This window comes from Pantoea sp. RSPAM1 (genome assembly GCF_038816185.1).
GTDB classification, from domain to species: Bacteria; Pseudomonadota; Gammaproteobacteria; order Enterobacterales; family Enterobacteriaceae; genus Pantoea; species Pantoea ananatis.
In genome coordinates this window covers 1,082,195-1,105,120 of sequence record NZ_CP046137.1, presented here as the reverse complement: position 1 = coordinate 1,105,120, position 22,926 = coordinate 1,082,195, and the positions used below count along the sequence as shown (strand labels likewise).

Below are 22,926 nucleotides of genomic sequence, written 5' to 3'. Positions count from 1 at the left end.
CGAGTAAGTTAAAAATTAGCCATGCAGGCGCCGATAGCAGATCTGACCATTACTGATCGTGACGCAGTTATCGATATAGCGTTCGCCTTGCAGTCTGACTCCCTGCGTATCTTCGAAAACAATTTTTTCATTGCGCAGTTTTACCACCGAAATATCGGCAAATGCCTTCGGCTCCAGCGTACCTATCTGCCCTTGCATTTTCATGAGTCGTGCCGGCGTGCTCGTGACCGCCCTGATAACCTCAAACAAAGACATGCCCATATTGAGATATTTAGACATGACATGTAGCAGACTGTAGACCTTATCGCTACGCAGACTGTTGCGCTGCGTTAAGTCGGTGCTAATGATATCCGGGTAGAACTCCTGATCCATCGCGTTGCGGGCAACGTTAAAATCGAAATGCGCCACACCATTTGAACAGTCAAAGACTACCCCTCTTTGCTGTGCCGCCAGAACAGACGGGTACACCTCGCCCCGACCGTTAAGAATGGTATGGCCTATGCCGTGGAAACAGTGCGCATAGATATCATCCGCGTTGAAATGCTGAATGAGTTCATTCGCCGGCAGACAGGAATCGGTGACATGCACACAGAGTGACGTCTCCAGCTCACGCGCCAGCGCAACCGTGGTTAAAAACGGATCGCTGCTGTACGACTTGCCTTTGGCAATATCCTGGCTGTAACGCAGTTTTAGCCCAAGGATATTCTCTTTATTTTCGCTTAATACCTGCCTGATTCGTGGCAGGTTATAGTTGGCCGGATTGGTGTTTTCCAGGTATCCCGTTGGCCCGCCACCCAGCGTAGACAAGCCAACATTGACCACATTAAGATAACTTTTTATCTTCACGGTAGCCGTATTAATCACGCTGTTACGGAACAACTTATAATTTACCCAGCCACTACTGCCGGCATCAACAACGCTGGTTACGCCGTTGGGTAAACAAACCACATCCGGGTTAACGCCTATCGCCGTCCCGCCGTGGAAAACATGCGCATGAAAGTCGATCAATCCGGGGAGAACAAGGCAACCCGCCGCATCAATCACCGTTTCCGCCTCGGTACTGTCAACGTTTTCAAGGTCAACAATACGGTTGCCGATGATGCCAATATCCCGCCGGAGGTAATCTTGTTTGTCACTGTCCACCGTCAGGCCATTTCTGATAAGCAAATCCAGTTTCATCTTTATCCTCCGGTTAAATACCTATCAATTTCCAGTAAGGAAGACCAATCAGGAAATAAACGATGACGTTAATCAGCACCATCATGGTGCCCAACAGCCAGAAGGTTTTTTGCGGCACGTAGCCACTGGAGAAGGTAAATACGCCAGCGCCGTTACCGTAGTGCGTCAGAAGTGCGCCGTAACCCGCCGAGAATGCCAGAGACAAGGCAACATATACCGGTTCTGCCTGGGTGGTCATACCGAGGGTGAACAGCACGGGATAGAAGGAGACAACAAATGCGCTGTTGGATACAAAGAAGTAACGCACAGCAAGACTGATAAAGATCAGCACGCCGATTGCGCTAAATTCGCTGAGATGAGACAGATCAAGGTAGTTTTTAATAACGCCGACCAGGAAGACATAAAATCCCCCTTTTGACAGCGCAACGGCGCATCCGTAAAACGCACCGTACCAGACAAATGTCTGCCAGGCCGCTTTCTCGCTGACAACATGTTCCCAACTAAGGACTTTAAATAACAACAGACAGGCGAGAAAGGCAAATCCGACCGGGATGAAAGGAATACCGGTAATTGATCCCGTCATCCATCCCAAAACGCCCATGATGAAGAAGACGATAAGCAGCTTCTCTTCACGTTTGATCGGCCCCAGTTCACGCAGCCCCTGCTCAGCAATCTCATTAACGTTATCGATCTTTTTCAGTTCTGGCGCATAGACTTTGTAAAGGAGCCATGGACAAAGCAGCAGGATAAATCCGGCTGGAATGATGGCAGCCTTAAACCAGGTCATCCAGTCCAGATTAACCTTCATGATTTCGTTAGCCAGTGAAACAGTAATAGCGTTGGTTGCCATACCGGTTAAAAACAGGCTCGACGTCCCCATCGACACCACATACATCAGGATAGTGAGATAGGCGCCGATCCGGCGGCTACCCTCGTCAGGCTTCGATCCCAGTGCCTCAGCTATATTTCTGAAAATGGGATAAACGATACCACCAGAACGCGACATATTCGATCCGGTTGCCGGAGCCAGCACCGTATCCGTTACCATCATCAGATAACCCAGCGTCAGCGTATTTTTACCGTAGCGTTTCAACAGAACGTAAGCGATACGCTTACCGAGCCCGGTAATGACAAATGCCTTACAAATAATAAAGGCACTGATAATAAACCAGACCATTGAGGTGCCGTAACCCGCGAAAAGAATATGTGGATCGATGAAGATCGATGCGATGCCCAAAATGATCAGCATAATTATCGCATCAGTGAAAGGTCGGAATACCAGTCCGCACAGCATCGCCAGATAAATGCCAACCATATGCCAGGTCGTGGCGGAAATCTCTTCAGGATTCGGTATTATCCAAAATAAAACCGGAAAGAATACGATCGGGAAAAGTTTTAAATAAAACATATTTTATTACCTTTGCTTTATCACCACGGAAGCATGGCTTCCGTGGCTTGAGCTAATCAATGTTTGCCAGGCAGACTAACGAAATACGTCGTCAATAAACTCAACGCGCTTCTCGTCCAGTGTTTTTCTGACCCAGGCGCGGTTTGCGGTTCCGTTTTTGGCCGCCTCGACTTTGCTCGCGTCAAATTTTGAATAGGCTTTTGCTTTTTCAAGCAAGGCTTCCGCATCAGCCAAGGGAACAACAATCACGCCATCCGCATCACCGACAATGAGATCGCCGGGCGATACCGCAACCCCGCCAACGGCAATTGGCGTATTGACCTCGCCGGGGCCTTCTTTAAACGGGCCAGCCGGGTTTGACCCCGTGGCAAACAGAGGAAAGTCCAGTACCGATAAGGCATCAATATCGCGGATGGGACCATCAAGAACGATACCGGCGATCTTCTTGCAGTGATGGGCATAAGCCACCATGATTTCGCCCATCAGCGCCCGGGAACGGTCACCTTCGTTGGATACCACGATGACGTCGTTTTCCGTGGCCATATCCAGTGCTGCATGAAGCATCAGGTTGTCGCCAGCCCGGGCTTTAACGGTAATGGCATAACCCGCCATGACCGGTTTTTGTGGTGAAGAAATACGCTGAATACCGTTGCCCAGTACGGCAATACGATTCATGGTGTCTGCAATATTCGCAGCGGGAAGCTGCGCGTACGCTTTGAGTAATTCAGGGTTGCCTTCAGGGCGTTTTAAATAAATACGATTGCCAATAGTCATCTTATTCTCCAAAGCCAGGAACGGGCCAGGTGGGTTTTTTACCTGATAAAACCTCATCGATACCGATTGCGGTATGCAGTGAAGCTCTGTCGGTGGCTTCTTTTGTGGCGGCACCAATATGCGGACCAATCACGACATTACTGAGTGAGAAAACAGGATCGTTCGGGTCAAAGGGTTCTTTCTTTAAGACGTCCAGGCCGGCACCGGCGATAAGATGATTAGCAAGCGCGTGATAAAGCGCTTTTTCATCCACAAGCTTGCCGCGAGCGGTATTAATGAAATATGCAGTGGGCTTCATCATGGCAAATTGCTTTTCGCCGACGAAATCCTGGGTTTCCGAGGTGGTTGGACAATGCAGAGAGACAAAGTCACTTTCCTGAAAAATGCGGTCAAAGTCCTCGGTACGCTCCACGCCCTCTGGCATTTCCGCCTGGGTTTTGTAGGGATCGTAAGCAATGACTTTCATGTTGAAACCGTGCAGGGCTTTGAGCGCCACGCGCGAGCCAATATTACCGACGCCTACTAAGCCAAGCGTTTTACCGTCCAGTTCGACCTTTGGCGTGCGCAATTTAGCCCAGTAGTAATCCTCCAGCATCTTCTCTTCAACCAGCCTGAAGTTACGCGAGCAGTGCAACATGTAGAAAATAGCCAGTTCTGCTACGGACATGCTGTTAGCAACGGGCGCGTTCAGAACAACAACGCCATGACGTTTGGCCGATTCAAGGTCAACAGTGTCGTAGCCCGCGCCGTGCCGGGCGACGACTTTCAGCTTCTTTGCTGCCTCAAAAACGCGGTCAGACATTTTTGATAGCCGGACAATAATGCCATCGCAGTCTGGAATATCACGAACAATGTCGTCTTCTTCCATTCCTGAACCAGCAATAAGCTCATAACCCCGACTTTCTAAATAAGCGCGCCCTTCTGCCATTATTTCCTGAGGGAGCAAAATTTTATATGCCATGTAAACTTCTCCTGTGTTGAATACGCAGAATGTATTGCAGCGTGCGTGCCAACACCGAAAGAATAACAATCAAAAAATTATAATCATTTGATTTTATGATATTTCATAGCCTCAACGCCCCAGATATGCGGTCGCATAAGGGTGATGATTATCACGAATAAAAAACAGGAGCTTTTCAAAAAGAAAAGAGAGAATGATTTACCATTTCATTCTGAAAGTGAAGATGTGCGGCAGTTAACAGTGAATGGATATTGAGAAACTGAACAGTTTTGCTGAGGACGTAGATCCGGGAAGATAAACGCGGTGAACAAATACTTGTGATAAACATATCCCCTTTATGTAAACACCTCGTTCTTATCACACACTATTTTAACAGAGTGCAATAGAGACGCTGAACATTATCAACCCGTCTCTCAGGGTAAGATCTCACCTTGCGTGTCAATAAATGCAAAATCTTTAATTACGTAAAAAAATCTCCCTCATCTTTATTCTTTTATTAATGAAGTAATAAAAACCAGAGAATACCAAAAAAAATAATCAACAAATAAGTCATAATAAGAACAAAACAAAGAACTCATAAAAAACAACGGAGAATTAAAGAAATAGCAACAATGAAAATATAAAAAAAATAATATCAAAACAAACAGAAAACACATCAGACCTTTTATTTAGACGCAGATCATACAAACATAAATAAATCGAAATGGCAGGAAACTTATTGTTGAATTCATACCGCATTGTCATTTAAAAGTAGTGAGCCATTTAAGCGCGCCTCATCCATCAGTGGCTCTGGTTAATATAAAATAAAATTACAGGATTTTTCTCATGAAACTTAAATTAGTTGCAGTGGCCGTAACGACATTGTTAGCAGCAGGTGTAACAAATGCTGCAGAAATCTATAACAAAGACGGTAATAAATTAGATCTTTACGGTAAAATGCAGGGATTGCACTATTTCACCAGTGATAAAGGTGAGCGTGGTGACAATTCATATGCTCGCCTCGGCGTAAAAGGGGAAACGCAGATCACCGACCAACTGACCGGATTTGGTCAGTGGGAATACAACATGCAGGCGAACCGCGATGAAAAATCTGAGAGTCAGTCATGGACGCGCTTAGGCTTCGCGGGGCTCAAATACGGTGACTATGGTTCGTTCAACTATGGCCGTAACTACGGCGTGGTTTACGACGTTACCTCCTGGACCGACGTGTTGCCGGAGTTTGGCGGCGATACCTATGGCTCTGATAATTTTATGCAACAACGTGCCAATGGTCTGGCGACCTACCGTAATACCGACTTCTTTGGCATGGTATCCGGACTTAACTTTGCCTTACAGTATCAAGGCAGAAACGGCGGTGCTGATGCTGAAGGCAACGGTGTGACCAATAACAACCGTAATGCAGCGAAGCAAAACGGCGACGGCTATGGTGCAGCAGTAACCTATGCCTCTCCTCTGGGCATCAATGCCGGTGTGGCCTATTCTCATTCCAAACGCACGCTGGACCAGAACGGTCTGGCATTGGGTGAAGGTGATAATGCCGAAACGTATTCAGCCGCGCTGAAATACGATGCCAATGCCGTTTATCTGGCGGCACAATATACCCAAACCTACAACGCCACCCGCATTGGTAATGGCAACCCAGGTTTCGCCAACAAAGCGCAAAACTTCGAAGTCGTCGCGCAGTATCAGTTCGACTTCGGTCTGCGCCCCAGCATCGCGTATCTGCAGTCAAAAGGGAAAGATCTTGAACACTTTGGCGACCGGGATCTAGTGAAATATATTGATTTAGGTGCGGCCTATTACTTCAACAAAAATATGTCAGCCATCATCGATTATAAAATCAACCTGCTGGATGAAACCGACTTCACTCAGGCAGCGGGCATTTCAACCGACAATATTCTGGCCGTCGGTCTGGTTTATCAATTCTGATTCCGACACACTCGTGTTAAGCCAGCTCTCAGAGCTGGCTTTTTTATCACCCGCCTATTTATCGCTCTGGGGTACAAGGAGGGTCTTGACAACATTTACCGGGCGTTGCCTTTGTGATGCGTGTCAGTTCGCCGTCGAGATCGATAAACTAACGTGCATGCCGGTCATTGCACGTTGTGTCAAAAACGGTCAGGTGGGATTGCCATCTACATTAAAGCGGCCAGTGCGCCAGCATGAAACAGGCAGTCAGCCTTACCCACATGTTTCACCTTGTCGTTACAGGGTAAACGCTATTTTTGCCCCGGCCAGGGTTCTCCAGTGTGGTTGTTGTTGACTGACAGCCAACGGTATTTTATTTCCTGTAAACAGCCTGACCTGACTGAAGATGTGCAGCGCCGTCTGGTGCTGGCCGCTGAAATCTACACCGAGACTCAGCCTGCCTTCTGGCGCCTTACAGGGCAATATGCCCGCTAGAGTGGCAAAGCGTTCGAAGCCGGGATGCCGCACCGCTAATCGGTTCCCTCAGCCATCCCTCATGCACCGACGCCATCAGCGCTGTCACGCCACGTCACAGCAGTAAAGATCATCACGCCATCTTAACGACCTTATGCGCTATCTGACCCGACAAGCGGACGAATGGCTATGTTGCCCTCGCCCGGCCTGATTCAGAGGCGCTTAGCGCTGCTTCGGTTTTATTTTTTCGACCGCCTTCATCACTGAAAAATAGAACAGGGGTACAAAGAATATGGCCAGTAGCGTGCCGCTGATCATCCCACCAAATACGCCGCTGCCGATCGCCTGCTGCGTTCTGGCACTTGCTCCGCTAGCCAGCATCAAAGGTACCACACCCAGGGTAAAGGCCAGCGACGTCATCAGGATTGGGCGTAAACGCATCCGCGAGGCTTCCAGCGTTGCCTCAACCAGCCCTTTGCCGCCTTCGTGCATCTGTTTAGCAAATTCGACAATCAGAATGGCATTTTTTGCCGACAGTCCAATAATCGTAATCATGCCGACTTTGAAGAATACGTCGTTCTGCATCCCCATCAGGCTGACGGCAATGACCGCGCCCAGCAGGCCAAGCGGCACGACCAGCATGACAGAGACCGGCACTGACCAGCTTTCATAAAGCGCCGCCAGCACCAGGAACACCACCAGCATGGACAGCACCATCAGCACAGGCGCTTCAGAGGCCGATTGCTGCTCCTGTAACGAGCCACCGGTCAACTCTATTGCAAAGCCTTCTGGCAGCTTTTTCGCCAGCCGGCTCATCTCGTTCAACGCATCGCCACTTGAATAGCCGTGTGCGGGATTGCCGGTTATCTTGATTGACTGATAACCCTGATAACGAACCAGCTGCAACGGGGAGGTTTCCCACTCCGCATGAACAAACTCAGAGAGCGGTACCATTCCGCCGGACGCATTGCGCACGTATAACCTGAGAATATCTTCGGGTTGCATACGATATTTCGCATCGGCCTGAATGATGACCTGCTGCATACGATCGCTGTTGGGAAAATCATTGACGTAAAGCGAACCTATCGCGCCGGAAAGCGTCTGGCTAATCTCATCAAAAGCCACGCCCATCGCAAAGGCTTTTTGTCGATCGATATTCAGCCGGATCATCTGCCCATCGGGTAAGCCGTCAACGTACACATCCCGGACGACAGAACTTTTCGCCGCTAGCGCCAGCAACTGCGCTTCCGCCTTTTTCAGCGCCGCATAGCCTTTGCCGCCGCGATCCTGCAGGCGCAATGTAAAGCCCGATGAGTTGCCCAGCTCGTCAATAGCCGGGGGGATAAGATTAAAGGTTTCCGCTTCAGGATTCGCTGACATCACTTTCTGCGCGCGCCCGGCTTCAGAAAAGACGGTGGCCCCCTGACGATCTCCCCATCCTTTTAAGGTGGTGAAGGCCATGGCGGAGTTAGGCCCGGAACCCGCGAAGCTGAAACCCATTATCGCGATAGTTGACTGCGTCGCCGGGCTCGAAAGCACCTGCTGTTCAAAAGCTTTTACCACGTTCAGCGTGCGTTCGCTGGTCGCGTCCGAGGGGAGCTGAATAGAGGTCATAAAGTAGCCCTGATCCTCCTCCGGCAGAAACGAAGACGGCAGGTTTTTTATCGCCAGGAAGAACAGCAGGCACAGCGCCGCATAAACCGCTAACGCACCGCCTACCCGTTTTAATAAACGGCTTACGCCTTGGCCATAAAGGTAAGTCATTGCTGCAAACTTATGGTTGAACCAGCCAAAGAAGCCTTTTTTCTGATGAGCATGCCGATCAACAGGTTTTAACAGCGTGGCACACAGCGCCGGCGTCAGGCTCAGCGCCAGGAAGGCGGAGATCAGGATAGAAACCGCCATTGAGAGCGTAAACTGCCGGTATATCGCCCCAACGGAACCACTGGCCATCGCCATGGGGATAAAGACCGCGCTCAGCACCAGCGTAATCCCGATGACCGCACCGGTAATCTCCTTCATCGCCTTTTGCGTTGCCGCTTTCGGGCCCAGCCCCTCTTCCGTCATGATTCGTTCGACGTTCTCCACCACCACTATCGCATCGTCAACGATGATTCCAATCGCCAGCACCATACCGAACATGGTTAATACGTTGACCGAGAACCCCGCCAGCAGCATCACGGTAAAAGTGCCCAGCAGCGCAATCGGCGCAACAATCGCCGGGATAAAGGTATAGCGAACATTCTGTAAGAACAGATACATCACGAGGAAGACCAGTATCATGGCTTCGATAAAGGTATGAATGACCTTCTCAATCGAGATCTTCACGAAGGGCGTCGTATCAAACGGAATGCTGTAAGCCATTCCCTCTGGCATAGCCTGACGCAGCTCGTTCAGACGGAGCTTGATCCGCTCTGCGGTTTTAACCGCATTGGCGCCTGGCGAAAGCTGAATCGCTGCCGCGGTAGAAACACGTCCGTTTTCACGGGTGGCAAAACTGTAGGTTTGCGATCCGAGCTCAACCCGCGCCACGTCGCTCAGCACCACGCGAGATCCATCCGGATTGGCGCGCAGGGTAATACTGGCGAATTCCTGGGGTGAACCAAGCTGGCCTTTAACCAGTAGCGGATAGCTGACCTGCTGGCCAGCAACCGCCGGTGCGTCACCGGTCCGTCCGGGCGCGATCTGGGTATTTTCCGTGTTGATTGCCCGACTGATATCGCTGACGGTCAGGCGATACTGGCTAAGCTTGACCGGATCGACCCAGACCCGCATCGCTTTCTCTGCGCCAAACAGCTGCACGCGGCCCACGCCTTCAATTCGACGAAGCTCTTCCGTGATATTGCGTGAAAAGTAGTCGCTCAGATCGGCCTCAGTGAGTTTGCCATCTTTAGACGTCAGCCCGACGATCATCAAAAAGTTAGCGCCCGAAGCCTCAACGCTCAGGCCATTCTGCCTTACGACCTGGGGCAAGCGCGGCTCAATCACTTTGATACGGTTTTGCACATCAACCTGAGCCAGCTCAGGATCGGTGCCGGGCGCAAAGGTCACCGTAATAGATGCCATACCGCTGGTATCGCTGGACGATTCGTAATACAGCACGTGCTTTGCCGAGGAAAGCTCACGCTCAATCAGCGCCACTACGCTGTTGTTCATCGTTTCCGGCGTCGATCCCGGATATGAGGCGGTGATGCTGATCGTCGGCGGTGCCACCGAGGGATAAAGCGCTACGGGTAATTTGGGAATGGAGAGCAGGCCAAACAAAATAATAAAGACGGCAATAACCCAGGCAAATACCGGTCGATTAATAAAAAACTGAGGCATGATTTACCCTGACTGAATATAAAAAAGATGAGGGCAGAAAACCGTCACCTGGTACGCTGTAAGCCACGCACGTGTGCGTGCTTTTTAGAGTGAAACGCCAGTTTGTCAATTCATCATGGTAATAACTGGCTTGTTTGCTATGTACATTTACGCATCCTTCAGTCGGCGCAGCGTGGCCTTATACAGAAGCCGGGTCACGCGCCCGCCCCGGCAGGCCAGCGCATTGGTGGTTACCGCCTCCCAGAAGGGCGTCTGGACGGTTCGCTCATGGCGATTAATCTGTTTCACAGGCCGGTAGATCGTCGCGATCACGCTTCTCTCCTGAACGCTTAACGCTCGCTGTAGCAGTACGACGCTGGAAGAATGCAAACCGGTGGTGAAGAGCAGTAAAAATAAAAAGCAAAAACCGGACCTCACTAAATTACGCGGCGTCATCACGAATACTCTCCAATAATGCGCATTATTCCGGAGTGTACCCGCCTGACAATGACCTATTATGTAAAGTTTATGGAGAGAGTATGGATAAGTAAAAATAAAAAAACGTCACATTCAGCGCAATATATTTGATAGACAATACAAAAGCGCAGGACGTAATATACGCTGAACGTTGACAGCGACAGAGATTATCAGGACACAAAATTACAAGATATTCTCCTTTATTTTATCCCGGGAAAAGTTTGAGATGAAAATAGCTGAAAGTGAACGCGTCTTCATCAGACGATTTTTACAACAGGATGCTCAGGGCCTGTTGAATTATTTATCCGCGCCTTATCCGGCCTGCTTTTTCGATGAGAAACTGGCCGATCTTGAGGCCGCCGTCCAGGAGGCGCGGAAAAGGAGCATTGACGCCACACAGTTTGCCCTGTGTCTGCAACAGACAGGCGACTTAATCGGTCATCTTTTTGCCTGTGATGACGAAGAACCGGATGCCCGTACCCGGAACGTAGGATGGTATCTGAATCCTGCCTACCAAGGCCATGGCTATGCTCAGGAAGCCGTAACCTGCCTGTTTAATTATTTATTTCGGGAAAAAAATGTCAGGCGCATTTATGCCTATGTCGCCGATGACAACGCAGGTTCGCAGCGGTTATGCCAGCGTTTGGGCATGCGGCTGGAAGGATGCTTTAAAGAGCATGTGTCATTCACGGATCACAATGGCATCGCGATTTATGAAAATACCCAGGTTTACGCCATCCTGCAAAAAGAGTGGCGTATCAGCTAACAGGCGTTCCATGCTTTCTGTCGCCGCGTGACGTGGCTGTTGGCTAAGGTCTGATTGCGGGTTTCATGCTGTTGCGCAGTGCTTTTGCTGGCCTGCCTGTCATGACAGGCGTAATGTTCCTGATGAAAGGACGCGCTTCTCCTCCGGCTGTGCTGCCCCATCATCCGCAACAGGTGTTTTTAATTTTGAGGGCGTTATGAGCAACGACAATCTAATCCTTGTGGCAGAGGATGACTTTGAAATCTCTGATATATTAATGAGTTATATCAAACGCGCCGGAATGAAAGCGGTACATGCAGCAGAGGGGGAAAGCGCTCTGGCCTTAATTAAAACCTTACAGCCTGACCTGGTGCTGCTGGATATCCAGTTACCGCTAATCGATGGCTGGAATGTGCTTTCAACGTTGCGTAAAGAAAGCAACACGCCGGTGATCATGGTGACCGCGCTGGATCAGGATATTGATAAGCTGATGGGGCTTCGCCTGGGTGCCGACGACTATATCGTTAAACCCTTTAATCCTTCAGAAGTGGTGGCCCGTATTGAGGCCGTGCTGCGCAGAGCAAAAAATCAGGCTGTCCCTCAATCCCTGATCAGAACCCGCTTTATGACCATCTACACCGATGAGTTCTGTGTGGAGATCCACAGCAATGGACAGACGTTTACGCCTGTGTTGACCACCACAGAATTCAAGCTTCTGACGCACATGGCAAAATATCCCCGTAAGGTCTTCAGCCGTGAAGAGCTGCTCAATGCCTGCCTGCCCGAAAGTGACACGCTAGACAGAACCGTAGACAGCCACATGAGTAAGTTGCGTAAAAAATTTGAGGGCTGTGGCTTAAACGGCGTACCGGAAAGCATTCGTGGGATTGGTTATCGGCTGGGTGAACAGAAGTGAATAAAGATAAAGCGCTTAGTCGGCAAATTCTTCTGTTTATGCTGTCCCTGACGTTCAGCATCATTATTGTGGCCGTGGTCGGTTCCTATCTGTTTTACAGCTTCATTATTGACAACTTCCCCGGCGGTTTGTCCGCCAGCAACAGTGAAAGCATGACGGTCTTTGACTGGGTCTGGATCGCTATCAGCTCGATCATCAGCTTCCTGATTGCCTTAGTGTTTGCTTTCAAACTCTCCGCCAAAATACTCAATCCCCTGAGTTCCGTTGCCACCAGTTTGCGACGGATTTCTCAGGGCGATTTGAGCGCACGTGCCGCAAACGGTCAGAGCAGCCTGGGTGAGGTGAATACCTTAGTCAGGGATTTTAACGAAATGGCGGAAAAGCTGCAGACGCTGGAAAACCAAAGAAAGTCCTGGAATGCGGCGATCGCCCATGAACTCAGAACGCCGGTCACGATTTTACGCGGCAGGCTGCAGGGGCTGGTTGAAGAGGTGTTTGAACCCGATCCGCCGTTGTTCAAAAGCCTGCTGAGGCAGACTGAAGGATTATCACGGCTTATCGACGATTTGCGCGTCGTGGGAGCGGCAGAAGGCGGATCCTTTACGCTGGATGTGAAAGCCGTGGTAATGAGCGACGTGCTGGAAAACGCTGGCGCATCGTTTGGTCACCCGTTTCGGGAGCAGGGATTTAACCTCATCATCGAGCAAAATAATGTCGTGACGCGGTGTGATCCGCTGCGCATTATTCAGTGCCTGACCATTTTATTTGATAACGCGCTTAATTACGCCACGCCGGGCATCGTCAGGGTCCGAAGCGGACATCAGGACAACCTGTTTTTTATTGAAGTGGAAGATACGGGGCCGGGCGTGCCCGACGACTTCCAGCGTCATATGTTTGAGCCGTTTCAACGCGGCGCCGCTGGTCGTGCGATAAACCCGGCGGGATGCGGGCTGGGTTTATCCGTCGCGAAGGCGATTATGCAGGCTCATGGGGGGGATATTCGTTACCGGACATCATCCCAGGGCGGCTCCCTTTTTTTACTGCGCTGGCCTGACGCGGACTAGCGCAAATCCGCCTCTGGGCTTGAAGGAAGGCGGAAGGTTTTATGGTACGCCTGCTGTTGCCACATCGCGCCAAGTATCGTGTCCCATTCCTGGGGAATGATTTTGAGCTTACCGCGCTGTGGCGTAAGCGTGATCTCGCTGAAGTACAGGCTGTCGTCCTTCAGCATTAAATCGACCCGGCAATAGTCGATATCTTTTGCCAGCGCCTGCGCAACAGAGAGGGCGCGATAAAACAGCGCCGGTTCCGGTATAAAAGCAGGATGATGGGGATAGGCTATCCGGAAGGGCTGCAGTTCCCATTTTCTGTTGTACACATTCACGTACTCCCTGCCCTGTTCATCAGTAAAGTCCGCTTCGATAATGCTCGCATTGCCGTCGAAGCAGTGAATACGCAACATTTCGGGCGTAGTGCTTCGGTCCCTTCCCTCAAACAGTTCGATATATTCTTCACACAGAATGGTGGGCGTAATGTCTTTGTATTGCCACTCTCGCGTGCAGTAATACATGTTCTTTTTCAGGGCTAAATCCAGCGTTAATAAAGCAGACTGACTATCGAACGCCGTTTTGTCTTTGCAGATTATCGTGCTGCCACTGTCGTGATTGCACTTTAAAACGAAGGTATCGGGCAACACGGTAAAATCAATCTCTTTGGTGCTTTTATAGGTCTTAATTAAGGGCGCGATCCTGACTTCATCCGTGCGGCTGGCGACGTAGTGACGCACAGCGAGCTTATCTGCCAGCAGCGTATAAAGCGGCTTCCTGTCATAGAGTAGCCTGTAGCACATTTTTTCATTCAACGTGACAGGATGAATCAGATCCGGCTCTCTGTTTAACAACGGGCGCAGTCGTTGCGTATGGAAAAGTACGTCGCTAATAAAAAAACACCTGATGATTTTGAGGTTATATTCAACATATTTAGCGATATAATTCAGCGTCTTCATCTTATCCTCCACGAAAGTGGCAGGATGATAAGCAGAATAGATTGCTGGAGTTTGTGTGGATGATGGAGCAGAGATGGAGCCGCCAGCGCTTGCCGAAAACGTTGCTGGCGCTGCCGACGCGCTTCGCCAGGGAAACGCAGACGCATTCCCGCGTGCGGTGCCCGCAACCCAGTCCGTCAGTCCGTCAGTCCGTCAGTCCGTCAGTCCGTCAGTCCGTCAGTCCGTCAGTCCGTCAGTCCGTCAGTCCGTCAGTCCGTCAGTCCGTCAGTCCGTCAGGAACGCTAAACCGCATATTGCCGTGCTTCACTCTCTTCCTATGGTTAATATTATTTCATCTATCATTGCATTAACTATTACTCCCCTAATTGTGATGAAGGTTTTACTCATCTGTTTTAGCTCAGTGTTATTTATTTTAATAATGACCAGGCTGGCACGTTGATTTGTTTCACTCAAGTAATCTTTATACATTTCAGCTAAAAGCCAACTCATATAATAATGATTTCTATTTACATTTTAGGTCTGATAAAATCCGCCGCGCCAGAATGTTAAAAAGCACGCAGTCTCATTTATTAATGGACAGATACAAATGAAAAAAATGCTTAGCCTGTTAAGTTTTATTTTCCTGACAACGAGTTCCGCCTGGGCGACCACCTATCCTCTGACGATTGAAAACTGTGGTCAGAAAGAGACATTCACCAAGGCACCTGAACGCGTGGTGGCGCTGGGGCAGAATACCGCTGAAATTCTGCTGCTGCTGGGGCTACAGGATAAAATGGTTGCCAGTGCATTCTGGCCGACCAAAGTCTTACCGCAGTTAGCGGAAAAAAATGCCAAAGTGCCGGTACTGACCGTCGAGATCCCCACGCTGGAATCCATCCTGGCGAAGAACCCCGATTTTGTTGCGGCACAGATTCAGCTGCTGATGGGGCCGAACAGCAAGGTCGCCAAACGCGAAGACTTTGCGTCAGTGGGCATCAACACCTATCTGTCTCCGGGCATGTGTGCCACAAAACAGAACACCGGCGATATCTACGGTAGCCGCGCCACGCTGTGGAATATGTCCTACGTTTATCAAGAGATCGCCGATTTTGCCAAAATCTTTAACGTAGAAGATCGCGGCCAGCAGGTGATCAACGACTTTAAAGCACGCGAAAGCGCCCTGAGACAGGCCTTCCCGAAAGGGAAGAAAGATCTCTCCTTCCTGTTTTGGTTCTCCAGCTCCTCGCCCTCTGCCGACGCTTACGTCGGCGGTAAAAACGGCGCATCCGGTTTTATTGCCAATGTGTTAGGCGGCCATAATGCCATCACCACTGAAACTGAATGGCCCACCGTAAGCTGGGAAAGCATTATTGCCACCAATCCGGATGTGATCGTTGTGACCAGCCTTGACCGTAATCGCTGGAAACTGGATAACGCCGAAGAAAAGATTAAGTTCCTGAAAAGCGATCCGGCGGTCAGCCAGCTGGATGCGGTGAAAAAAGGCCATATCGTGGTGATGGACGGTCAGGCAATGAACCCGACGATTCGTACCCTTTACGGGGCAGAACAGATTGGCGAACAGTTACGTAAGATGGATCTGAAGTAATGCGTGAAGGGGTTGTTCAGGCACGGCGTGGCATGGGTTTTATTGCTGTCGCAATCATCGCCATCGTCGTGCTGTTTATAGTTATCGCGCTCGGCGTCAGCGTAGGCGAATTATCGATACCGTTGAAATCCGTGGTGTACACCGTGACCAATAAACTGGGCATGACGGATGTGCCCGTGAACCGTATACACGAAAGCGTTATCTGGGACTTTCGTTTAAGCCGTGCGCTGGTTGCGGCGCTGAGCGGTGCCGGTCTGGCCATTTGCGGTGCTGTACTGCAAAGCCTGTTGAAAAATGCCCTTGCCGAACCTTACGTACTGGGCGTTTCTGCCGGCGCATCGACGGGTGCGGTGTTGATCGTGGTCTCGGGCGTCGGGGCCGGTGCGATTTCCCTGTCGCTGGGCGCCTTTACCGGCGCCTTTGCCGCCTTTGCCTTTGTTGCACTGCTGACCAATGGCGCACGCGGTGGCACAGAGCGTACCATTCTGGCGGGTGTGGCAGCGTCGCAGCTTTTCAATGCGATTACCGCCTATACCATCAGTACGTCAGCCAATGCCCAACAGGCGCGTGACGTGATGTTCTGGTTGTTAGGTAGCTTCAGCGGCGTGCGCTGGCCTGAGTTTCAGCTGGTTTTGGTGATAGTGGTCATCGGTTTAGCGGTCTGCCTGTACTATTCCCGCGCGCTGGACGCCTTTACCTTCGGTGACGACGCCGCCGCCTCGCTGGGGATTCCGGTCGGCGTGGTGCGTCTGGTGCTGTTCACGGCAACCGCCCTGATGACCGCCACGATTGTCAGTATGGCTGGCTCGATCGGTTTTGTCGGCCTGGTTGTTCCCCACGTGATGCGCTTCTTTTTCGGCCCGTTACACCGCCGCTTACTGATTGCCTGTGCCATCGCGGGCGCGATTCTGATGGTCCTGGCGGATATTGCTTCACGTATGTTGATTGCGCCGCAGAGCCTGCCGGTTGGCGTCGTGACCGCGCTGGTTGGCGTGCCTTTCTTTGCAATTATTATTTATCGCTCCAGGACGCAATAATGAGTATCAGCGCGGAAAACCTTACCTGGCGGGTAGGAAAAAAAGTCATCGTAAACGATGTGTCCCTGGCGGTCTCGTCGGGCGAAACCGTGGGCTTGCTGGGGCCGAACGGCTCCGGTAAATCGTCGCTGCTGCGCCTGCTGGCCGGTCTGCGTAAGCAACACAAGGGCAAGGTGATGCTGGATGGCAAGGATCTGTCCCTGATTGCCAGAAAGCAGCTTGCCCGCCGTGTGGCTTTTGTTGAGCAACATGCGTTAACCAGCGCCAATATGACCGTACGTGACGTCGTAAAGCTTGGAAGGATTCCGCATCACTCCCCTTTTTCCAGCTGGACACATCATGATGATGAGATAGTGGAAGCCGCGCTGACGCGGGTGGATATGTGCTCACGCTGCGATCAGGGCTGGCAGAGCCTGTCCGGCGGTGAACGCCAGCGCGTACACATCGCCAGAGCATTGGCCCAGGCGCCCAATGAAATTCTGCTCGATGAGCCCACTAACCACCTGGATATTCACCATCAGCTCCAGCTGATGAAGCTCATTAGCGAGCTTCCGGTCACCAGCATTGTCGCTATCCACGATCTGAATCATGCGGCGCTGTTTTGTGACCGGCTGATTGTGATGCTGGGGGGCGAACTGATTGCGCAGGGATCGCCTGATGAGATACTTACAGAGTCGCTGCTGTGGGACGTATTCAAGGTCAGGACGAAAATCGAGACGTCGCCCGTCCATGGCAAGAAGCATATTCATTACTATGCCTGATTCAGTGCTGCGTTAAATGTTTAACGCGATGTCACCGTTTCCGCTGCGCCCGGCCAGCCGTTTGTGATCGCCTGTTCTGCCTGCCGGTTTGTGTTCACTGTTGGCTTTTATGCGGTCGTGCCACTGCAGGCCTCTTTCTGCGCAAGGACAGGCTGCCAGTCTGGGCGCATGCTACGGCGCGCGGGCAGCGAGGGCGTTTTTGCCGTGCTGGCCGAAATCGCATCATGGGCAGCCTGCTGCTGCGCTACGCCCCTTCCCCGAGGCCATATTAAGCTGGCGCTTTTCCTTTCGTGCACGCCGTTGCCCTGCTGATAATATGTAGTCCCTTAAAAAAGCGTAGCGTTCATGGCTGCTTATTATCACGACAGAAATATTATCACGACAGAAATAAGATAATGAAAAATTTAGAGGATGAACCACTTGCAGGATTTACGCCCGGGCTCTTTTTTTAATAATCCACTATTTTCCAGTTTTAATAACCAGTTTCGCGCAGCATAAATAGACATATCGCATTCATCCGCGACATCACGCGTCACGATGCCTTCCGCCTGGCGCTTTATCAGGCACATCATCACATCTTTCATTTTTGGTTTTCTTTCCGTTTCCTGAAGCTGATTCCATTTCGCCTCACACTGAATTTTATAAGCTAAATTTTTCATCGCTGGCTCCTCGTAAGGTAAAAATCCGACTTCATTCTCGAAATCAAACGCTTGTATAAGCGCATATCGGTAACGGCTCTCCGCCACAACCGACCGCAATCTTAGCCGACGATGCAATTTAACAATTTTCGCCCTCAGGCAACCATAAACACTTAAACATGCTTGTTTTTAGATTTAATATCCTGAATTTATAAAAAAATACAAAATAATAAACCAGAAAAAGACAGCGGCGAGGCAAGAAGAATGAGGACAGGCGAGGGGCAGGCAAGGCCGTGCCTGCCCGGTCAATCCGTTAGCGGGTATGACAGATAATCAGTGGCATCACACGGCTACCGATAAGTACGGCATCGTTCATACCGGTTATTTTGCTGATATAAAGATAGGAGAAGTTGGTATTCAATACGCTGTCAGGAACATTATCCCGCACACCCGGATGAAGGGTAAAATGATTGAGTTTATACAGAGACTGAATATAAGGTGAATAGCGGAATTCGGCATTGCGCCTTAATACGTAATCCTTGCCATTTTTATGTACGATGCCATCAACGGAGACCATTGCGTCGCCAGAATAACGCAGCGTCAGCACAAAACTGGCGTCCAGATGAAAGTCAGTAGCGGCATCGCGCTGCTTTAAATTGGCCGCGCAGGTAAATTCAAACATGTCACTGTGCGATCGCACGTAATAATAGCTGGCATACATGACCACGCCCGCCAGGGCAATGATGAGGCACAGCAATAAGGCCAGACGTCGTTTAGGGTTTATCATTATCTGGCCTCCATCCCAGCTCGGTATAATTTGAGCACGCTATTTTTTCGTCTTTCGTTCTCACACAGTACGAGACATAGACGTTGCCGCTGTGGCCTGCCGTAACATTTCTGTCCACATAAAACATATACCGACCGCCCTTCTGACACGCCATTCCGCTGTCTGCAATCAGCTTGTGCCACACGCGTTCAACAGGAAAGGTCGATTCACCGGGGTGAACAGGAAGATAAAAGACGTCACAGCCGTCAAGCCGGGCGACGCTGACGGGCGTGATGCTTTTCTCTTTCAGAAGTAGCGGAAGAAGAAGCACGCCGAGTAACAGCAAGATAAAACCGCCAGACAGCCAGTAGGCGCGCCAGCTGCGTCGCGTGACGGATGTGGAAGTGGGCGCCGGTTCGCCCGCGGAATTTGGGGGCTGAAGGGCCGATTTTTGGATGCGAATGGCGGGATTGAAAACGAAGCCCACCTTGTACACCGTGGTAATCGCCTCCTGCTCTATGCCCAGTGAAGACAGGCCGCGTCGAATGGCAGAAACGTAGGCATTGAGGCTGTTGGAAGAAGGCGTTGCGCCCGTCTCTTGCCAGAAGTTATCCAGGATCTGCTCGCGGGACAGCACGACGCCGGCGCTTTTCAGGAACATTTCCAGTAAATGGTTGCAGGCAGGCGATAGCGGCACGCTGGTCTCGCTGGAATCCACCAGGCATAGCAGGCCCTGAGCCGGTATAAACCGCACCAAATCGTCAATCACATACTCCGTTTGTTGCATCCTGTTCACCGGCAACAAACTGCGTGTTTAGTCAATAAGCAACACATGCGTGGCAACAAACCCTTATCGGCATGGGAGAAAAGCGCAATGGCTCGCGAAGGCATACAAAGGGTGAACGCGGAATCCGCTACGGCAGGACCTGGCCCTCGTCATGGCGATAGCAGGTTCAGGTGGTTAACAACCTGCACCCGCAGCAGTGAACGCGGCCAGCCCCATACCGGCTCACCTCAAGATCCCCCGACACTGGCGGCTGGCGCGGTAAATAATGTGAAATTGTATCAGAGAAATCTGACGGGAGAGAGATAATGACCAGCAGCTTGATTACATTTATGGCATCACTTTCGAAGGATTGATCCAAAACAAAGTGTGCGATCGGCAGCAATACGGGGAGAGCACGGCGGGCGGTGGATGCCTGGCCAACGCGGTTTCGGCATCCACCTGTCGTTTATGACGTTATCGGTGTATTCCTGCAGCCGGATTAATACCAGCGGCCGAAACGTTTGATATAAAACATTTTCATTCCCTGCGCGACCAGGCAATAGCTGAATAGCGTCAGCACCAGCCAGGGGAAATAGTGCCATGGCAGGGGCACTAACCCGACCATTGCGCCCAGCGGCGAGAACGGCAGCAGAATACCGGCGGCGGAAATACCCAGCGTGGTCAGCAGCACTGGTAACCGGGCACAGCTCTGAACAAAGGGGATTTTCTGCGTCCGTAACATGTGCACCACCAGCGTCTGGGACAGTAACCCTTCAACAAACCAGCCGGACTGGAACAGCGACTGCGCACCGGCGTGATTGGCGCCAAACACATACCACATCAGGGCAAAGGTTGTGACATCGAAAATGGAAGACGTTGGCCCCATCCACAGCATAAAACGTTTGATGTTACCCGCATCCCATTTACGCGGTTTGCGCAGAAACTCGCGATCCATTTTATCCCAGGGCAACGCCAACTGAGAGACGTCATACATCAGGTTCTGAATCAGGAGCTGTACAGAGAGCATGGGCAGAAAAGGAATAAACGCACTTGCTATCAGCACGGAAAACACGTTGCCGAAATTCGAACTGGCCGTCATGTTCAGGTACTTGATGATATTGCCAAAGGTCTCACGCCCTTTTAGCACGCCTTCGCCCAGTACCGCTAAGTCTTTTTCCAGCAGAATAATGTCGGACGACTCTTTGGCAATATCCGTCGCGCTGTCGACCGAAATGCCGACATCCGCCTCGCGCAGCGCGGGCGCATCATTAATGCCATCGCCGAGAAAGCCAACGGTATGTCCATTCTGTTGCAGCAGTTTAAGCACGCGTGACTTCTGCTGAGGCGTAAGTTTGGTGAAGATCATGCAGCGCTCGACGTCCCGGCGCAGCTCGTCGTCACTCATGGCCTCGATTTCATTACCGGTCAGCATGGCTTCTGAAGCCAGCCCGATTTCCTGACAGACGCGCATCGTCACAAGAGGATTATCGCCGGTCAGCACTTTAACGCGAATTCCGCTGTCTTTCAGTGCCTGTATCGCCTTGCCCGCGCTCTCTTTAGGCGGATCAAGGAATGTCAGCAAACCTTCAATCGTTAATTCGCACTCATCTTCACGGCTGAGCGGCACCGATATCCCGTGCTCGCGCGTGGCCACCAGCAGCACACGAAAACCCTGCTGATTATAGTGCCGGGTTAGCGCGAGCAGCTCCGCGCGCTTTTGTTCGCACAGTGGAACAGTGGTATCGCCCTGACGTAGCGTGGTCGCCGCCGCCAGCATTTCTTCTACAGCGCCTTTGCAGATGAGTAACGGGCGGTGGCTTTGCAAATCCTCCACGATGACCGAGACACGACGACGAACGAAGTCAAAAGGAAGCTCATCCACTTTCTGAAACTGGCTGCACTGCGCTTTAGACAGCGTTTGCTCACCAAACTTCAGCACGGCGCGATCCATTAAATTTTTCGCACCGCTCTGGCTGCTGCTGTTAAGCCATGCCAGCAGCAGGACGCGAGCATCTTCTTCATCGTTAGCGTTGAGATGCGCCGACAGCAAAATATTGTCCTGTGTCAGCGTGCCGGTTTTATCAGTACAGAGCACATCCATTGCTCCCAGGTTCTGAATGGCGTTCAGGCGTTTAACAATCACTTTGCGGCGGGACATCGCAATGGCACCTTTTGCCAGATTGGCGCTGACAATCATGGGCAGCATTTCCGGTGTCAGGCCCACCGCAACAGCCAGCGCAAACAGCATGGCATCCATCCAGTCGCCCTTGGTAAAGCCATTCAGCAGTAACACAATCGGCACCATGACCAGCATAAAACGGATGAGGAGTCTGGACACGCTGTTCACGCCGCGGTCAAACGATGTCTGTGGACGGCGGCCGGACAGAGAGGCCGCCAGCGAACCAAACCAGGTCTCGCTGCCGGTGGCGACCACTAACGCTCTGGCCGTGCCGCTGGCAACATTGGTCCCCATCAGGCAGCTGTTTTTCAGCTCAAGCACGCTGCGACCGGGTTGCTCTTCAATCTCCACGCCTGCGCTGAGATCGTTTTTTTCTACCGGCAGGGATTCCCCGGTCAGGATCGCCTGACTGATGAACAGATCGCGTGAGGTCAGCAGGCGCACATCGGCGGGCACCAGATCGCCCGCGCTCAGTAAAATGACATCCCCCGGCACCAGTTCGCGCATATCGATATCGTAGCGACGGGAGATTGCACAGCCCTCTTCCCGACGCAGCACGGTCACCTGAGTACGCACCAGAGATTTTAGCGCCTGAGCGGCACGATTGGTGCGAAACTCCTGCCAGAAACGCAGCAGCCCGCTCAGCGTCACCATGGTAAGAATAATCGCCACGCCCGAGAGATCGGTTTCCTGGCCAGCCCGCAACGGCAGCCAGTAATCCGTTATAAAGCTCACCAGTGCCAGAACCATCAGCACATAAATAAACGGATTATTGAATGCCGTAATCAGCTGGATAAACGCAGAGGGGGCCTTCTCATGCATGACTTCATTACGACCATAGTCACTGAGCCGCGCGCTGGCTTCCGCATGGGTCAGGCCCTCGAAGCTGCTGTGCAGATTCGTCAGCGTCACATCGGTGCGATAACGTGCTTCACGTTCAATCGCATAAGGGGTGTGTGATTTTTTTGCTGCACGATGCGCATGGTAAGCCATCGCGGCTTGTTCGAGTTTCATGTCGCTCATGTCGACATCTCCCTGATTTAA

At 51.3% G+C, this 22,926-nt stretch carries 18 protein-coding genes and 1 pseudogene; 8 read left to right on the top strand and 11 right to left on the bottom strand.

Annotation, left to right across the window (positions count from 1 at the left end):
* Positions 1–15: 15 nt before the first annotated feature.
* The 4 genes from GKC68_RS05840 to GKC68_RS05825 all read right to left on the bottom strand — a co-directional run bounded on the left by GKC68_RS05840 (position 16) and on the right by GKC68_RS05825 (position 4,322).
* Entirely contained in the window at positions 16–1,179 is a 1,164-nt protein-coding gene (locus GKC68_RS05840; RefSeq protein ID WP_206116408.1) for a metallo-dependent hydrolase, read from the bottom strand.
* Positions 1,180–1,192: 13 nt separating this feature from the next.
* Complete coding sequence (locus tag GKC68_RS05835; RefSeq protein ID WP_047713398.1) at positions 1,193–2,587, bottom strand: DASS family sodium-coupled anion symporter; 1,395 nt, start codon at positions 2,585–2,587, stop codon at positions 1,193–1,195.
* Positions 2,588–2,662: 75 nt separating this feature from the next.
* The gene (locus GKC68_RS05830; RefSeq protein WP_028725271.1) at positions 2,663–3,361 is read right to left on the bottom strand and encodes an RraA family protein; all 699 of its coding nucleotides are present in this window, start codon (positions 3,359–3,361) and stop codon (positions 2,663–2,665) included.
* Position 3,362: 1 nt separating this feature from the next.
* Positions 3,363–4,322: a hydroxyacid dehydrogenase gene (locus GKC68_RS05825; protein WP_028725272.1), complete on the bottom strand. Its 960-nt coding sequence runs from the start codon at positions 4,320–4,322 to the stop codon at positions 3,363–3,365.
* A gap of 825 nt (positions 4,323–5,147) precedes the next feature.
* Between GKC68_RS05825 and ompC the strand changes: the two genes are divergently transcribed.
* On the top strand, positions 5,148–6,251 hold the full coding sequence (gene ompC, locus GKC68_RS05820; protein ID WP_028725273.1) for a porin OmpC: 1,104 nt from the start codon (positions 5,148–5,150) through the stop codon (positions 6,249–6,251).
* A gap of 85 nt (positions 6,252–6,336) precedes the next feature.
* Positions 6,337–6,725, top strand: a pseudogene (locus tag GKC68_RS05815) (GFA family protein).
* Positions 6,726–6,926: 201 nt separating this feature from the next.
* On the opposite strand, the gene GKC68_RS05810 reads toward GKC68_RS05815, so the two are convergent.
* Together GKC68_RS05810 and GKC68_RS05805 are read right to left on the bottom strand one after the other, a co-directional pair.
* Complete coding sequence (locus GKC68_RS05810; RefSeq protein WP_342656662.1) at positions 6,927–10,028, bottom strand: efflux RND transporter permease subunit; 3,102 nt, start codon at positions 10,026–10,028, stop codon at positions 6,927–6,929.
* A 147-nt stretch (positions 10,029–10,175) separates the two neighbouring features.
* Positions 10,176–10,340, bottom strand: coding sequence for a hypothetical protein (locus GKC68_RS05805; RefSeq protein ID WP_230624234.1), 165 nt, complete (start codon positions 10,338–10,340; stop codon positions 10,176–10,178).
* 370 nt (positions 10,341–10,710) lie between these two features.
* Here GKC68_RS05805 and GKC68_RS05800 point away from each other — a divergent pair, with 370 nt between their 5' ends.
* From GKC68_RS05800 to GKC68_RS05790, 3 genes are all read left to right on the top strand, one after another.
* Positions 10,711–11,250 carry a GNAT family protein gene (locus GKC68_RS05800; RefSeq protein WP_110957052.1) on the top strand — a complete coding sequence of 180 codons (540 nt, stop codon included), beginning with the start codon at positions 10,711–10,713 and terminating at the stop codon, positions 11,248–11,250.
* A 196-nt stretch (positions 11,251–11,446) separates the two neighbouring features.
* A complete protein-coding gene (locus GKC68_RS05795; RefSeq protein WP_028725277.1) occupies positions 11,447–12,145 on the top strand; it encodes a response regulator in 699 nt (232 codons plus the stop codon).
* Complete coding sequence (locus GKC68_RS05790; protein WP_028725278.1) at positions 12,142–13,209, top strand: ATP-binding protein; 1,068 nt, start codon at positions 12,142–12,144, stop codon at positions 13,207–13,209. The genes GKC68_RS05795 and GKC68_RS05790 overlap by 4 nt, the downstream gene beginning before the upstream one ends.
* On the opposite strand, the gene GKC68_RS05785 is transcribed toward GKC68_RS05790, so the two are convergent.
* Positions 13,206–14,150, bottom strand: a complete 945-nt coding sequence (locus GKC68_RS05785; RefSeq protein WP_342656661.1) for an ATP-grasp fold amidoligase family protein — start codon at positions 14,148–14,150, stop codon at positions 13,206–13,208. The genes GKC68_RS05790 and GKC68_RS05785 overlap by 4 nt on opposite strands.
* A gap of 586 nt (positions 14,151–14,736) precedes the next feature.
* On the opposite strand from GKC68_RS05785, the gene GKC68_RS05780 reads away from it, so the two are divergent.
* Genes GKC68_RS05780 through GKC68_RS05770 form a run of 3 tightly spaced genes read left to right on the top strand, consistent with a single transcriptional unit; the run spans position 14,737 to position 17,533 of the window.
* Entirely contained in the window at positions 14,737–15,735 is a 999-nt protein-coding gene (locus GKC68_RS05780) for an ABC transporter substrate-binding protein (protein ID WP_047713973.1), read from the top strand.
* Positions 15,735–16,772 carry an iron ABC transporter permease gene (locus tag GKC68_RS05775; protein WP_047713972.1) on the top strand — a complete coding sequence of 346 codons (1,038 nt, stop codon included), beginning with the start codon at positions 15,735–15,737 and terminating at the stop codon, positions 16,770–16,772. Before GKC68_RS05780 ends, GKC68_RS05775 begins: the two co-directional genes overlap by 1 nt.
* Positions 16,772–17,533, top strand: a complete 762-nt coding sequence (locus GKC68_RS05770; protein ID WP_028725282.1) for an ABC transporter ATP-binding protein — start codon at positions 16,772–16,774, stop codon at positions 17,531–17,533. Before GKC68_RS05775 ends, GKC68_RS05770 begins: the two co-directional genes overlap by 1 nt.
* A gap of 404 nt (positions 17,534–17,937) precedes the next feature.
* Here GKC68_RS05770 and GKC68_RS05765 read toward each other — a convergent pair whose 3' ends face one another.
* From GKC68_RS05765 to mgtA, 4 genes are all read right to left on the bottom strand, one after another.
* Entirely contained in the window at positions 17,938–18,279 is a 342-nt protein-coding gene (locus tag GKC68_RS05765) for a FaeA/PapI family transcriptional regulator (RefSeq protein WP_254922529.1), read from the bottom strand.
* 205 nt (positions 18,280–18,484) lie between these two features.
* Positions 18,485–18,958, bottom strand: a complete 474-nt coding sequence (locus GKC68_RS05760) for a hypothetical protein (RefSeq protein WP_028725285.1) — start codon at positions 18,956–18,958, stop codon at positions 18,485–18,487.
* Entirely contained in the window at positions 18,945–19,724 is a 780-nt protein-coding gene (locus GKC68_RS05755; protein ID WP_110145260.1) for a helix-turn-helix domain-containing protein, read from the bottom strand. The genes GKC68_RS05760 and GKC68_RS05755 overlap by 14 nt, the downstream gene beginning before the upstream one ends.
* Positions 19,725–20,202: 478 nt before the next feature.
* Positions 20,203–22,875: a magnesium-translocating P-type ATPase gene (mgtA, locus tag GKC68_RS05750; RefSeq protein WP_252294980.1), complete on the bottom strand. Its 2,673-nt coding sequence runs from the start codon at positions 22,873–22,875 to the stop codon at positions 20,203–20,205.
* Between the last annotated feature and the right edge of the window lie 51 nt (positions 22,876–22,926).